16 protein-coding genes are annotated in these 12,524 nt (G+C 73.5%); 10 read left to right on the top strand and 6 right to left on the bottom strand.

Annotated features, from left to right (window positions below):
• Positions 1-12 precede the first annotated feature (12 nt).
• Positions 13-525: a GbsR/MarR family transcriptional regulator gene (locus tag ACW62_RS25350; RefSeq protein WP_053206898.1), complete on the top strand. Its 513-nt coding sequence runs from the start codon at positions 13-15 to the stop codon at positions 523-525.
• On the opposite strand, the gene ACW62_RS25345 is transcribed toward ACW62_RS25350, so the two are convergent.
• A complete protein-coding gene (locus tag ACW62_RS25345) occupies positions 482-1,315 on the bottom strand; it encodes a DMT family transporter (RefSeq protein ID WP_157574967.1) in 834 nt (277 codons plus the stop codon). The genes ACW62_RS25350 and ACW62_RS25345 overlap by 44 nt on opposite strands.
• A gap of 185 nt (positions 1,316-1,500) precedes the next feature.
• On the opposite strand from ACW62_RS25345, the gene ACW62_RS25340 reads away from it, so the two are divergent.
• Positions 1,501-1,998: a GbsR/MarR family transcriptional regulator gene (locus ACW62_RS25340; RefSeq protein WP_053206959.1), complete on the top strand. Its 498-nt coding sequence runs from the start codon at positions 1,501-1,503 to the stop codon at positions 1,996-1,998.
• 2 nt (positions 1,999-2,000) lie between these two features.
• On the opposite strand, the gene ACW62_RS25335 is transcribed toward ACW62_RS25340, so the two are convergent.
• Genes ACW62_RS25335 through pdhA form a run of 3 tightly spaced genes read right to left on the bottom strand, consistent with a single transcriptional unit; the run spans position 2,001 to position 5,706 of the window.
• Positions 2,001-3,584, bottom strand: coding sequence for a dihydrolipoamide acetyltransferase family protein (locus ACW62_RS25335; RefSeq protein WP_053206896.1), 1,584 nt, complete (start codon positions 3,582-3,584; stop codon positions 2,001-2,003).
• Positions 3,581-4,585, bottom strand: coding sequence for an alpha-ketoacid dehydrogenase subunit beta (locus tag ACW62_RS25330; protein ID WP_053206895.1), 1,005 nt, complete (start codon positions 4,583-4,585; stop codon positions 3,581-3,583). Before ACW62_RS25330 ends, ACW62_RS25335 begins: the two co-directional genes overlap by 4 nt.
• On the bottom strand, positions 4,582-5,706 hold the full coding sequence (pdhA, locus tag ACW62_RS25325) for a pyruvate dehydrogenase (acetyl-transferring) E1 component subunit alpha (protein ID WP_053206894.1): 1,125 nt from the start codon (positions 5,704-5,706) through the stop codon (positions 4,582-4,584). The genes ACW62_RS25330 and pdhA overlap by 4 nt, the downstream gene beginning before the upstream one ends.
• A gap of 113 nt (positions 5,707-5,819) precedes the next feature.
• Here pdhA and ACW62_RS25320 point away from each other — a divergent pair, with 113 nt between their 5' ends.
• The 5 genes from ACW62_RS25320 to ACW62_RS25305 all read left to right on the top strand — a co-directional run bounded on the left by ACW62_RS25320 (position 5,820) and on the right by ACW62_RS25305 (position 8,406).
• Positions 5,820-6,347, top strand: coding sequence for an Lrp/AsnC family transcriptional regulator (locus ACW62_RS25320; RefSeq protein WP_053206893.1), 528 nt, complete (start codon positions 5,820-5,822; stop codon positions 6,345-6,347).
• Between the two features lie 10 nt (positions 6,348-6,357).
• Entirely contained in the window at positions 6,358-6,516 is a 159-nt protein-coding gene (locus ACW62_RS34330; RefSeq protein WP_157574966.1) for a Sp36 family protein, read from the top strand.
• Positions 6,513-6,977 carry a RidA family protein gene (locus ACW62_RS25315; protein ID WP_053206892.1) on the top strand — a complete coding sequence of 155 codons (465 nt, stop codon included), beginning with the start codon at positions 6,513-6,515 and terminating at the stop codon, positions 6,975-6,977. Before ACW62_RS34330 ends, ACW62_RS25315 begins: the two co-directional genes overlap by 4 nt.
• A 98-nt stretch (positions 6,978-7,075) precedes the next feature.
• Positions 7,076-7,648 (top strand): NUDIX hydrolase, encoded by a 573-nt coding sequence (locus ACW62_RS25310; RefSeq protein WP_053206891.1) that lies wholly within the window; start codon positions 7,076-7,078, stop codon positions 7,646-7,648.
• A 17-nt stretch (positions 7,649-7,665) separates the two neighbouring features.
• Entirely contained in the window at positions 7,666-8,406 is a 741-nt protein-coding gene (locus ACW62_RS25305; protein ID WP_053206958.1) for an MBL fold metallo-hydrolase, read from the top strand.
• A gap of 10 nt (positions 8,407-8,416) precedes the next feature.
• Here ACW62_RS25305 and ACW62_RS25300 read toward each other — a convergent pair whose 3' ends face one another.
• Complete coding sequence (locus tag ACW62_RS25300; protein ID WP_053206890.1) at positions 8,417-9,094, bottom strand: Crp/Fnr family transcriptional regulator; 678 nt, start codon at positions 9,092-9,094, stop codon at positions 8,417-8,419.
• Positions 9,095-9,271: 177 nt separating this feature from the next.
• On the opposite strand from ACW62_RS25300, the gene nth reads away from it, so the two are divergent.
• Genes nth through ACW62_RS25285 form a run of 3 tightly spaced genes read left to right on the top strand, consistent with a single transcriptional unit; the run spans position 9,272 to position 11,834 of the window.
• Positions 9,272-9,976 (top strand): endonuclease III, encoded by a 705-nt coding sequence (nth, locus tag ACW62_RS25295; protein WP_053206957.1) that lies wholly within the window; start codon positions 9,272-9,274, stop codon positions 9,974-9,976.
• Positions 9,973-10,644 (top strand): NUDIX hydrolase, encoded by a 672-nt coding sequence (locus tag ACW62_RS25290; RefSeq protein ID WP_053206889.1) that lies wholly within the window; start codon positions 9,973-9,975, stop codon positions 10,642-10,644. The genes nth and ACW62_RS25290 overlap by 4 nt, the downstream gene beginning before the upstream one ends.
• Complete coding sequence (locus tag ACW62_RS25285) at positions 10,641-11,834, top strand: MarP family serine protease (RefSeq protein WP_053206888.1); 1,194 nt, start codon at positions 10,641-10,643, stop codon at positions 11,832-11,834. Before ACW62_RS25290 ends, ACW62_RS25285 begins: the two co-directional genes overlap by 4 nt.
• A 75-nt stretch (positions 11,835-11,909) precedes the next feature.
• On the opposite strand, the gene ACW62_RS25280 is transcribed toward ACW62_RS25285, so the two are convergent.
• Positions 11,910-12,419, bottom strand: a complete 510-nt coding sequence (locus ACW62_RS25280) for a GNAT family N-acetyltransferase (RefSeq protein WP_053206887.1) — start codon at positions 12,417-12,419, stop codon at positions 11,910-11,912.
• Positions 12,420-12,524 lie beyond the last annotated feature (105 nt).

The raw sequence follows: 12,524 nt of genomic DNA, 5'->3' as shown, positions 1-12,524 counted from the left end.
GGGTGGTGCGGAGTGTCCGCTGACGATCGCGAGCGCGCACGCAGCCGGTTCGTCGAGCAGTTCGCCATGGTGCTGAACGACGCCGGCATGCAGCGCATGCCGGCCCGTGTGTTCGCCTACGTGCTGGCCTCCGACGCCGACTCGCACACCGCCACCCAGCTGGCCGACGGCCTGCAGGTCAGCCCGGCCGCCATCTCGGGGGCGGTGCGTCCGCTGATCGACATGGGGGTCCTGGTGCGCGAGCGGGTGGCGGGCGACCGTTCGGATCACTACCGCGTCTACAGCGACGACGTGTGGTCGACGATCATCGACCGGCAGGAGCCGATGTTCCGCCACATCGACGTACAGCTCACCAACGGCCTGGACGTCCTGGAGCCGGGGCCCGGTCGCCGGCGGGTCGGTGAGACGCGCGAGTTCTACCGCTTCATGTACTCGCAGATCGGCACCCTGACGGCGCGGTGGCGGGCGCACCGGGCTGAGGTCACGGCGTCGCCGGAACCTGCGCGGGCCGTGTCGGGCGAGTGAGCGGCGCGCGGCTACCGCGGGCCAGCAGCACCACCCCGGCCGCGGCGGTCAGCGCGGCCGCCACGGACAGCGTCACCTCGACCGGCCCGCCGGTGAACCGCTCGCCGAGCAGCCCGATGCCGATGGCCGAGGCCGCCACCGGGTTGACGATGGTCGCGGTGGCCAGCGGGGCGCCGAGCCCGCCGCGGTACGCCCGGCGGGCCACCAGCAGCCCCGTCGCCGCCAGCACCAGCACCACCGCGCTGGCCGGCTGCAGGGCGGCGGACATGCCGGCGTCGCTGACCCGGATCGTCACCGTCTGGGTCAGCGCCGACGAGACCCCGAACGTCGCGCCGGCGGCGAGCGCGAACAGCAGGCTGCGCCGGACCGGCCGCAGCCGGAGCCGGGCGGCGCCCGCGACGGCGACCGAGATCAGCCCGACGACGGCGAGGGTGAGGAGCAGGATCTGCGTGGAGGTCAGCTCGCTGCGTGGTCGCGTCGGCGCGGCCAGCAGCAACAGGCCGGCGAGGCCGGCCATGCACAGCGCCATGCCGCGCCACTCGCGCGGCGTGACCCGGCGCCGCGTCAGCGCCCACGAGAGCACCAGCGCGAACGCGAGGCTGAGCACGCCCAGCGGCTGGACCAGCGTCAGCGGGCCGAAGTGCAGCGCGCCCACATGGAGCCCGGACGCGGCGACGGTGAGCACGGTGGGATACCACCAGCGGCGCTGGGCGACCATGCCGAGGGCGGCCAGTGCGTGCAGGCTCGCGGCGCCGGCGGCGAAGGCCACCGCGAAACCCGTGCTACTCACCGCCGTCCCCCAATCCGGGGCCGTGACGCGGCTCGACCGCAACGCCCACGGCTCCACTGAGAATACGGTGGTTCGCCGGGGCGTGCGGCCTCGGCACCCCCGCCTGCAGGACAACCTAGCGTGCATTCACGAAGTTGTGAAATAGCTGAACGTATGATGGTCTCGCTGTGAAGGAGGACGCCCCGATGACCAGTCCGGCCGCGGACGACGACCAGGACGCCCTGCTGCGGTTCGTCGAGCAGTTCGCCCTGGTGCTCACCGAGTCCGGACTTCCCCGCATGCCGGCGCGGGTGTTCGCCTACGTGCTGGCCGAAGACGCCGAGCGCTACACCGCGTCCGAGCTGGCCGAGGGTCTGCGGGTCAGCCCGGCCGCCATCTCCGGCGCCGTGCGCGCCCTGGTCCAGGCCGGCCTGCTGGCCCGCGAGCGCGAGCCGGGGTCGCGGGCCGACCACTACCGCATCTACGACGACGACGTCTGGGCGCACATCATCATGCAGCGCGAGCCGCTGCTGCTCCGCTACATCGGCGTCCTCTCCGAGGGCATCGACGCTCTGGGCGACGGCCGCGGCGCGCGGCGGATCACCGAGACCATCGACTACATGCAGTTCATGCGGGGGGAACTCCCGCTGATGATCGAGCGCTGGCGGCAGCACCGCGCCGAGCACACTGATCATCAGGACTGACGTCAGAGGTCGAGGAGTAGCCCGAGCGGCGACTCCACCCGGTCGGCGACGTAGCGGAGGAAGCCGCCGGCGACGCCGCCGTCGCAGACGCGGTGGTCGAAGCTGAGCGAGAGCTGGGTGACCTTGCGGACCGCCAGCTCGCCGTCGACCACCCAGGGCTTGTCGACGATGCGCCCGACGCCGAGCAGCGCCGCCTCGGGGTGGTTGATGATCGGGGTCGAGCCGTCGACGCCGAAGACGCCGTAGTTGTTGAGGGTGACGGTGCCGCCGGTGAGGTCCGCCGGGGTGAGCGTGCCGGCGCGGGCGGCGTCGGTGAGGCGGGCCAGCTCCGCGGCCAGCTCGGCCGTCGTCAGGTCCTGAGCGTCGTGGACGACGGGGACGACGAGGCCGCGGTCGGTCTGCGCGGCGAAGCCGAGGCCCACCGTGCCGTGGCGGACCAGCACGAGGTCGTCGCCGTCGTGCTCGACGGAGGCGTTGAGCTCGGGGAAGCGGGCCAGCGCGGCGACCGTGATGCGTCCGAGCAGCGCCAGCAGCCCGACCGGACGGTCCGGCGCGGCCGCCCGCAGCGCGTTGCGCGCCTCCATCAGCGCCGTCGCGTCGACGTCCACCCACGTGGTGGCGTCGGGGATCTCGCGTCGGCTGCGCGCCAGCTTCTCCGCGACGGCGCGGCGCACTCCCCGCAGGGGTTCTCTCTGGTCTGACGGAATCGGCTGCGGGGTCCGCTGTGGTGGCGCTTGGAGTGCCGCCGGGGCGACGTCGCCCGTGGCCGCGCCGCTCGCTGTCGCCGTCCCGTTCGCCGCGGCAATCTCGACGTCGCGGCGGAGGATCACGCCGCCGGGACCCGAGCCGCTGACCACCCGCACATCGACGCCGTGGTCGCGAGCCAGCCGGCGCACGACCGGCGAGAGCACCCGTGGCGCGCCGCCGGCTGTGGCCGGGTCGCCGGTTGTGGCTGGGCCGCTGGTCGCCGGGTCGCGGGTTGTGGCCGGGTCGCGGGTTGTGGCTGGGCCGCTGGCCGCCGGGTCGCCGGTTGTCGCGCGTTCGAGGTTGTCGGTGCCCGCCCGTAGGGTGGGGGCCCTCCCGGCCGGGCGGGGTGTCACCTCGGCCGAAACCGTCGCCGCGTCGGCCGAAACCGTCGCCGTTCGCGCGCGTGCCCGCCGGGCCAACGTCGCGTTCCCGGTGCCGTAGCCGACCAACACCGCGCCCGACTCCGCCGCATCATCGGCCGCCGGACCACTCGCGGCGCCGCCCGTCCCACCCACCACTCCATCGGCCGCCGCACCACTCGCGGCGCCGCCGGCAGCCCCCACCCCAGCAGGCGCGTCGGGTCCGGCGACGGTGATGAGCGGCGCGCCGACCTCGATCGTCGATCCCGCGGCGCCGTGCAGCGTGACCACCCGCCCCGCGTGCGGGCACGGCACCTCGACCGTCGCCTTCGCGGTCTCGACGTCCACCACCACGTCGTCGACATCGACGAGATCGCCGACCGCGACCCGCCAGGCGACGATCTCGGCCTCGGTCAACCCTTCGCCGAGGTCGGGGAGCCGGAACGTGCGCTCCTCACCGGGGATCGGATAGTCCGTCATCGCGCCACCAGGAAGCGCGGGTCCGGCGCGTCGTCGAATTGCAGCCGCTCGACGGTGTCGAGGACGCGGTCGACGCCGGGCAGCTGGTACTTCTCCAGCACCGGCGGCGGGAACGGCACGTCCCAGCCGGTCACCCGCAGCACCGGCGCCCACAGCGAGTGGAAGCAGCGTTCCTGCACTCTCGCCGCGATCTCGGCGGACACGCTGGCGAACCCGGTCGCCTCGGCGACGACGACGCACCGCCCGGTCCTGCGCACGGACGACGCGACCGTCGCGTCGTCGAACGGCACCAGCGTCCGCAGGTCCACGACCTCCAGCGAGCGTCCCTCGGCCTCTGCCGCAGCGGCCGCCTCCAGTGCGACCGGCACCGCCGGCCCGTACGCCACCAGCGTCGCGTCGGTCCCGGGCCGCCGCACCTCCGCGGTCCCGAACGGTGACGTCCGCACCGGCAGCGACACCTCGTCCTTGGCCCAGTACAGCTTCTTGGGCTCCATGAACACGACCGGGTCGGGGTCGGCGATCGCCTCACGCAGCAACGAGTAGGCGTCGGCGACGGTGGCCGGCGTGACGACCTTGAGGCCGGGCGTGTGCGCGTAGTACGCCTCGGAGGAGTCGGAGTGATGCTCGACGCCGCCGATGCCGCCCGCGTACGGGACCCGGATGACCATCGGCAGGCCGACGGCGCCGCGGGTGCGGTTGCGCATCTTCGCGACGTGCGAGGCGATCTGCTCGAACGCCGGGTAGGCGAACGCGTCGAACTGCATCTCGACGACGGGCCGGAAGCCGTTCATCGCCATGCCGACGGCCAGGCCGACGATGCCGGCCTCGGCCAGCGGGGTGTCGAAACAGCGGTCCTCGCCGAACTCGGCGGTCAGGCCGTCGGTGACGCGGAAGACGCCGCCGAGCGGGCCGACGTCCTCGCCGAACATGAGCACGGTCTCGTCCTCGCGCATCGCGTCGCGCAGTGCCGCGTTGAGCGCCTTGCCCATCGTCACCGTCATCGCGCCAGCTCCTCCGCCAGCCACGCCGCCTGCTCCCGCAGCTGCGGCGTCGGCGACGCGTAGACGTGGGCGAACAGCTCGGCCGGGTCGCCGGTCGCTTCCTCGCCGAGCCGCTTCCGGACGTCCGCCGCGTACTCCTCGGCCGCCGACCGCGCCGCCGCGACGTCGTCGTCGGTCAGCTCACCGGCCGCGCGCAGGTGCGCCTCGAGCCGCGCGATCGGGTCGCGCCGCTTCCACGTCTCGACCTCGTCGTGGTCGCGGTAGCGGCCGTCGTCGTCGGCGTTGGTGTGCGGCTCGACGCGGTACGTGTGCGCCTCGACGAGCACCGGCCCGCCGCCCGCGCGCGCGGACTCGACGGCGTCGTTAAGTACGGCGAGGACGGCCAGCGGGTCGTTGCCGTCGACCCGCTCGCTGCGCACGCCGTAGCCGACGCCCTTGTGCGCCAGCGACGGCGCCGCCGTCTGCCGCGACAGTGGGACGGAGATCGCGAACCCGTTGTTCTGCACCAGGAACACGACCGGCGCGTGGAAGACGGCGGCGAAGTTGAGCGCCTCGTGGAAGTCGCCCTCGCTGGTGCCGCCGTCGCCGATCAGCACCAGCGCGACGGTGTCCTCGCCGCGCCGGCGGGCGGCATAGGCGACCCCGACGGCGTGCGGCGCGTGCGTCGCGAGCGGCGTGCACTGCGGCGCCGTCCGGGTCGCCATCGGGTCGTAGCCGCAGTGCCAGCTGCCGCGCAGCAGCGTCAGCGCCTCGACCGGGTCGATGCCGCGGGCGATCAGCGCCATCGAGTCGCGGTAGGTCGGGAACAGCCAGTCGGTCTCGCGCAGCGCGAGGACGGCGCCGATCTCGCCCGCCTCCTGGCCGCGGCTGGACGGGTAGACGGCGAGGCGGCCCTGCTTCGTCAGCGCGGTGGCCTGGGCGTCGAACCGGCGGCCGAGCACCATCGCGTCGTAGGCGCGGCGCAGCAGCTCGCTGGGCGGCCGTTCGTACCGGCCGTGGGCGTCGCCCGGTGCGGCGGCGCCGTCGTCGTCGAGGAACCGGACCGGTTCGGCGGACGGCAGCAGGCCGGCCTCGGCGGGCGGCGAGGCCGGGGGCATCCGGTGTTCGGCCTGCGTGGTCATGGCTCAGTCACCTCTTCGGCAGGCGGACGCTCTATCCCCAGATAGTGCTCCTCGTGAGATGGTCATCTCTACAAACGGCCGAAAGCCGTGACAGTTGGCAGTGAGGAACGCTCATGAGCGACCAAACGTCTCCTAGTGATGGCGGTCACACCTGGAATACCGGCCGTTCGTCTGCCCGCGATCTCGACGACGTCGACCGCCGCATCCTCGCCGAGCTCGTCGACCAGGGCCGGCTGTCCATCCGGCAGCTGGCCGAACGCGCCCACGTGTCGCGCGCCAACGCCTACGCGCGGGTCGACCGCCTGCTCGCCGACGGCGTCATCACCGGCTTCTCCGCCCAGGTGAATCCCGAACGGGCGGGGCTGGCCACCAGCGCCTACGTCATGCTGTCGATCCAGCAGAACGCCTGGCGCGAGGTGTCGGCCGCGCTCGGCTCGCTGCCGTACGTCGAGCACTTCGCTCTGGTCGGCGGCGACTTCGACGTGCTCGCGCTGGTCCGCGCGCCCAACAACAGCGAGCTGCGCCACGTCGTGCTCGAACACATCCAGGACGTCGCCGGCGTGCAGAGCACCCGCACCTGGCTGGTCTTCGACGAGCACCTCGGCCAGGGGTCGCGCTGGGCCCAGCAGCGGCCCAGCTAGGCTCGCGCCCATGGCCAAGTGGGAGTACGCGACCGCACCGGTACTGGTGCACGCGACCAAGCAGATCCTGGACAACTGGGGCGAGGACGGCTGGGAGCTGGTCCAGATCGTCCCCGGCATGAACCCCGAGAACGTGGTGGCTTACTTCAAGCGGGAGAGGGCGGAATGACGGGCACCCCGGAAGAGCGGCTGGCCGCACTCGGCCTGAGCCTGCCCGACGTCATCAAGCCGGTCGCGGCGTACGTGCCGGCCGTGCGCAGCGGCTCGTTCGTGTACACGTCCGGCCAGGTGCCGTTCCGCGACGGCGAGCTGCTGCACAAGGGCAAGGTCGGCGCCGAGGTCACGCCGGAGCAGGCGTACGAGTGTGCTCAGCAGTGCGCCCTCAACGCGCTGGCCGCCGTCCGCGCCGAGGTCGGCGACCTGTCCGCCGTCACGCGCGTGGTGAAGGTGCTCGGCTTCGTCGCGTCGTCGCCGGACTTCACCGGCCAGCCGCAGGTGATCAACGGCGCCAGCGAGCTGCTCGGCAAGGTCTTCGGCGACCTCGGCCAGCACGCCCGCAGCGCGGTCGGCCTGACGGTGCTGCCGCTGGACGCGCCGGTCGAGGTCGAGATGATCGTCGAGGTGGGCTGACGGACCGGCGTGCCCTGCCCGCTCCGATCGCGGAGCGGGCCCGGGCCTTCGCCGCCGGGACCCTGCCGGTCGTCCCGGCCCGCCCGGCGTCGACGGTCGTGCTGCTGCGCGACACCGCCGCCGGGGTGGAGGCGTACGTGCACGTCCGGCATGTCGGTATGGCCTTCGCCGCGGGCATGCTGGCGTTCCCCGGCGGCAAGGTCGACCCGGCCGACGGCGCCGACGCGGACGAGGCGTTCGTCCGGGCGGCGATCCGTGAGACGCACGAGGAGACCGGCGTCGTGCTGACGCCCGGCGAGCTCGTGCCGTGGGCGCGCTGGGTCACGCCGAGGTTCGAGGAACGCCGCTACGACACCTGGTTCTATCTGGCGGCGCTGCCGTCCGGCCAGGAGACCGCCGACGTGTCCGGCGAGGCGTCGGCGGTGGAGTGGGTGCGGCCGGCCGACGCGCTGGCCCGCGGCGACGCCGGCGAGTGGGTCATGCTGCCGCCGACGGCGGTCGTGCTGGCCTCGCTCACCGGGTTCGCGACGACGGCCGAGGCGCTGGCCGCTGGAGCCGGCCGGGCCGTCGACACCGTCATCCCCGGCTGGCTCGACGACGGCGAGCGGGTGTGGGCGCTGCTGCCCGGCGACCCCGACTTCCCCGGCGACGACCCAGGAGACGTTCAGTGACCGACGTGGCGCTGCCGATGTGGTGCCGGCTGGTGCGGGCGGACAACCCCGGCCCGATGACCCTCGACGGCACCAACACCTACGTGCTGCGGACCGGCGACGGCAACGTCGTCATCGACCCCGGTCCGTGGCTGGAGGAGCACCTCGACGCGCTCATGTCGCTCGGCCCGGTGTCGGTCGGGCTGATCACCCACCACCACCCCGACCACTGCGGCGGCGTCGACCTGTTCCGCGACCTGACCGGCGGCGCGCCGGTGCTGGCCCGCGACCCCGCCGCCAGCGGCGCCGACGCCGAGCTGCCGCCGCACGGGCAGCGGCTGGACGACTTCGGCCTCACCGTCCTGGACACGCCCGGCCACACCGCCGACTCCGTCTCGTTCGTCGCCGACGACGGCGAGTCGGTGCTGCTGTTCAGCGGCGACACCGTCCTCGGCCGCGGCACCACGATCGTGTCGCACCCCGACGGCGACCTCGGCGACTATCTGGCGTCGCTGGAGCTGCTGCGCACCGCCGTGCCGGGCGACGCGCTGCTGCTGCCCGGACACGGCCCGCTGCGGGCCGGCGCCGTGGGCGTCGTCGACGAGTACGTGGCGCATCGGCTGCAGCGGATCGAGCAGGTCCGGGCCGCGCTGGCCGGCGGCGCGCGGACCGCCCGCGACGTCGTCGAGGTGGTCTACGCCGACGTCGATCGCGCGCTCTGGCCGGCCGCCGAGCGCACTGTCGAAGCCACGCTCGTCTACCTGCGCGCGCTCGGCTGAGCGGACGACCTCAGCGGGCCCGGCGGCGCAGCCGGTCGACGTCGAGGACGACGACCGAGCGCTGCTCGAGCCGCAGCCAGCCGCGCGACACGAAGTCGGCCAGCGCCTTGTTCACCGTCTCGCGGGACGCGCCGACCAGCTGGGCCAGCTCTTCCTGCGTGAGGTCGTGGACCACCCGCATGCCCTCCTCGGAGGGCACGCCGAACCGGGTCGAGAGGTCCAGCAGCTGCTTGGCCACCCGGCCCGGCACGTCGGAGAAGACGAGGTCGGTCTGGATGTCGTTGGACCGGCGCAGCCGCGACGCCAACTGCAGCAGCAGGCCACGGGCCACCTCGGGCCGCCCCGTCAGCCAGGGCGTGAGGTCGTTGTGGCTGAGGCTCCACAGCGTGGTGTCGGTGACGGCCGTGGCCGTGGCCGAGCGCGGGCCGGGGTCGAACAGCGACAGCTCGCCGAACATCTGACCCGGGCCCAGCAGCGCCAGCAGGTTCTCGCGGCCGTCGGGGGCCGTACGGCCGAGCTTGATCTTGCCCTCGGTCACGACGTACACGCGGTCGCCCTCGTCGCCCTCACGGAACAGGGTTTCGCCCCGGCTCAGGTGCACTTCGGTCATCGACGCACGTAGCGCGCCGGCCGCTTCGTCGTCGAGTTCGCGGAACAGAAGAGCGCTCCGTAGAACGTCGTCAACCACTGCCAGATCCTCCCTGCCGTCGAGCCACGCGCGGTCAACGGTCTGGTGTTTCGCGTCACGTCGGCCGCAACCCATTGTGCCGTGGGGCCATCATGGCGGACCATTCGCCCCCACAGCAGCGTTTCCCCGCGCAAACGTCGGCCTGTCGGTCCCAGACCGTAGAGTGAAGTGGTGTCGATGGCCGCTACCGAATCCCCGCTCGCCCGCACGCGGCGGGCCCGCAAGATCAACCGCGAGCTCGACGCCCTGTATCCCGACGCGCACTGCGAGCTCGATTTCACCACACCGTTCGAGCTGCTGATCGCCACGGTGCTGTCGGCGCAGACCACCGACGTCCGGGTCAACGGTGTCACGCCCACGCTGTTCGCGCGCTACCCCGACGCCGTCGCGCTGGCGGCCGCCGAGCGCGACGACGTCGAGAAGATCATCCAGCCCACCGGGTTCTTCCGGGCCAAGACCCAGTCCATCCTCGGGCTGTCGCAGGCGCTGGTCGAGCGCTTCGGCGGCGAGGTGCCCGGCACGCTGAAGGACCTCGTCACGCTGCCCGGCGTCGGCCGCAAGACCGCCAACGTCGTGCTCGGCAACGCGTTCGACGTCCCCGGCATCACCGTCGACACCCACTTCGGGCGGCTGGTGCGCCGGTTCGGCTGGACCACCCAGACCGACCCCGACAAGGTCGAGGCCGAGATCGGCGCGCTGTTCCCGAAGAGCGAATGGACCATGCTGTCGCACCGCGTCATCTGGCACGGACGCCGCCGCTGCCACGCTCGCCGTCCGGCCTGCGGGGCGTGCCCGCTGGCCCGGCTGTGCCCGGCCTACGGCGAGGGCCCTACCGACCCCAAGGTGGCCGCCAAGTTGGTCCGTGAAGGGCCGCGTGCATGACGATTGCCGACGGCCCGCCACCATGGCTGCGGCGCGTCGCCGACGCCGCCACCGGCGTGTGGGCCGACCACGCCGGCCGCTGGTCCGCCCCTGACGACACCGCGCGCGAGTCCGCGGTCCTGCTGCTGTTCGGCGAGACCGACGGCCGGCTCGACGTCCTGCTGATCGAGCGGGCGGCCGGGCTGCGTACCCACGCGGGTCAGGCGGCGTTCCCCGGCGGTGGCGCCGAGCCCGGCGACGCCGGCCCGGTCGGCACGGCGCTGCGCGAGTGCGCCGAGGAAACCGGTGTCGACCCCGCCGGCGTCGAGGTCGTCGCCACGTTGCCGCCGCTGTGGATCTCCGTCTCGAACTACTCGGTCACGCCGGTGCTGGCGTGGTGGCGCGAACCGTGCGAGGTGCGCGTCGCCGATCCCGGCGAGGTGGCGTCGGTGCAACGCATCCCGGTCAGCGAGCTCACCGACCCCGCCCACCGGCTCCAACTGCGCTACCCGTCCGGCCAGTCCGGGCCCGCGTTCCGCGCCGGCGGCCTGCTCATCTGGGGGTTCACCGCGGGGGTTCTGTCCGCCTTGTTCGATGCGGCCGGAATCGCCGAGCCGTGGGATCGTACTCTGGTCGAGCCGCTGCCCACGGGGGCGGGCCTGAGCCGTGAAGGTCGAGGTGGGTCGTGACGCTGGGCTTGAACGCCGTCGACCTCATCATCATCATCCTGGCGGTCGTCGTCGGCTACACCGGCTGGACCCATGGCTTCGTCGTCGGCCTGCTGTCGTTCGTCGGCTTCGTCGGCGGCGCGGTCGCCGGGCTGCTGCTGGTGCCGCTGGTCCTCGGCAGTTTCGACCCCGGGCTCGGGGTGTCGGTGCTGGCCGTCCTGCTGGTGCTCGGCGTCGCGTCGATCGGGCAGGGCGTGCTGGCCTGGGCCGGCGGCTGGGTGCGGTCGAAGGTGTCGTCGCAGCCGGCGAAGAAGTTCGACGCCGCCGGTGGCGCCGTCCTCGGCGTGGCCGGCCTGCTGCTGGCCGCCTGGGCCGTCGGGCTGGCCATCTCCACCGCGGCGGTTCCGTACGCGTCGCCCGGCGTCCGCGAGTCGCGGCTGCTGCACCTGGTCGACCAAGCCGTCCCGATCTCGCCCGACAGCCTGCGCGACGCCTTCGAGGACGTCGTCGCGGCCGGTGGGTTCCCGCAGGTCGTGGTCCCGTGGGCGGCCGAGCCGATCATCGACGTCGGCCCGCCCGGCAGCCTGCTGCGCCGCGACCCGGAGGTGCGCACGGCGGCCGAGAGCGTCGTCCAGATCACCGGCCGGGCCGACGCCTGCGAGCGGGTCATCACCGGCAGCGGCTTCGTGGTCGCGCCCGAGCGCATCCTCACCAACGCCCACGTGGTGGCCGGTGTCCGCGAGCCGGTCGTCACCTTCCCCGACGGCGACCCGCTGGCCGCCCAGGTGGTGGCGTTCGACCCCGAGACCGACCTCGCCGTGCTCGCCGTCCCCGGGCTGCCGCTCGACCAGCTCACCATGGCCTCCGACGACCCCGGCAACGGCGACGACGCCGCCGTCATCGGCTACCCGAACAACGGCCCGCTGCGCAGCGAGGAGGTCCGCGTCCGCGACGTCCACGAGCTGATCGGGCACGACATCTACGACGAGAACACCATCACCCGTGAGGTCGTCTCGCTGCGCGGCAGCATCCGGCCGGGCAACTCCGGCGGCCCGCTCATCTCGCCCGACGGCACCGTGCTGGGCGTGGTGTTCGCGGCGTCGCTGACCGATCCCGACACCGGCTACGCGCTGGCGCCGAGCGAGTTCGCCGACGTCGCCGCCGGCGCGGCCGAGGCGACGGAGCCGGTGTCGACCGGCTCCTGCACCTAGGGTGGGTCTCCCGGGTCCATGGCCTACTGCGCGGCCGAGACCCGGGAGACACACCCTCCGCGCCGGCCGGTCGGTCTAGACGCCGAACGGTGCGGCGTACCGGATGGTGCCGGACGGCAGCGGGTGCGCGTCGTCCAGCGTGAGCGCCATCAGTGCGTCGTCGGGCACGTCGAAGCCCGCCCCGATGCCGTGCGCCGAGGCGCGCTCGAAGCCGAGCCGCGGGTAGTACTCCGGGTGCCCGAGCACCGTGACGAAGCGTTCGCCGTGCTGGTGGGCGGCCCGCAGCGCGGCCCGGATGGCGGCCGAGCCGGCCCCGGACTTCTGCTGCCCCGGCCGCACCGAGCACGGCCCGAGGCAGAGCGCCGGAGTGTCGCCGATGTGGCAGCGGGTGAGCAGGGCGTGCCCGACGACGGGGCCGTCGGGTGCGGCCGCGACGATCGACAGGCCGTCGATCCACGACACGTCGGCGCGGAGCGCGTCGACGAGGTCGGCCTCGGCCGGGCGGTCGAACGCCGCGATGGTGATGTCGCGGATGGCCGCGATGTCGGCGCCGGTTTCGGCGCGCGTGATCCACTGCGAGTGCATAGAAAGGAATCCCGTTCGTGTTCGGGTGACTGAGGTCAGGGTGAAGTCAGGCCGCGGCCTGGCGCGCCGACATCAACCCCACGTCCTCTCAGCTCCTCGCAGCGA

The organism is Jiangella muralis (genome assembly GCF_001270745.1).
In the GTDB taxonomy this organism is placed as follows: domain Bacteria; phylum Actinomycetota; class Actinomycetes; order Jiangellales; family Jiangellaceae; genus Jiangella; species Jiangella muralis.
Note: the sequence above shows the minus strand (reverse complement) of the source record. Positions and strands in the feature narration are given on the sequence as shown.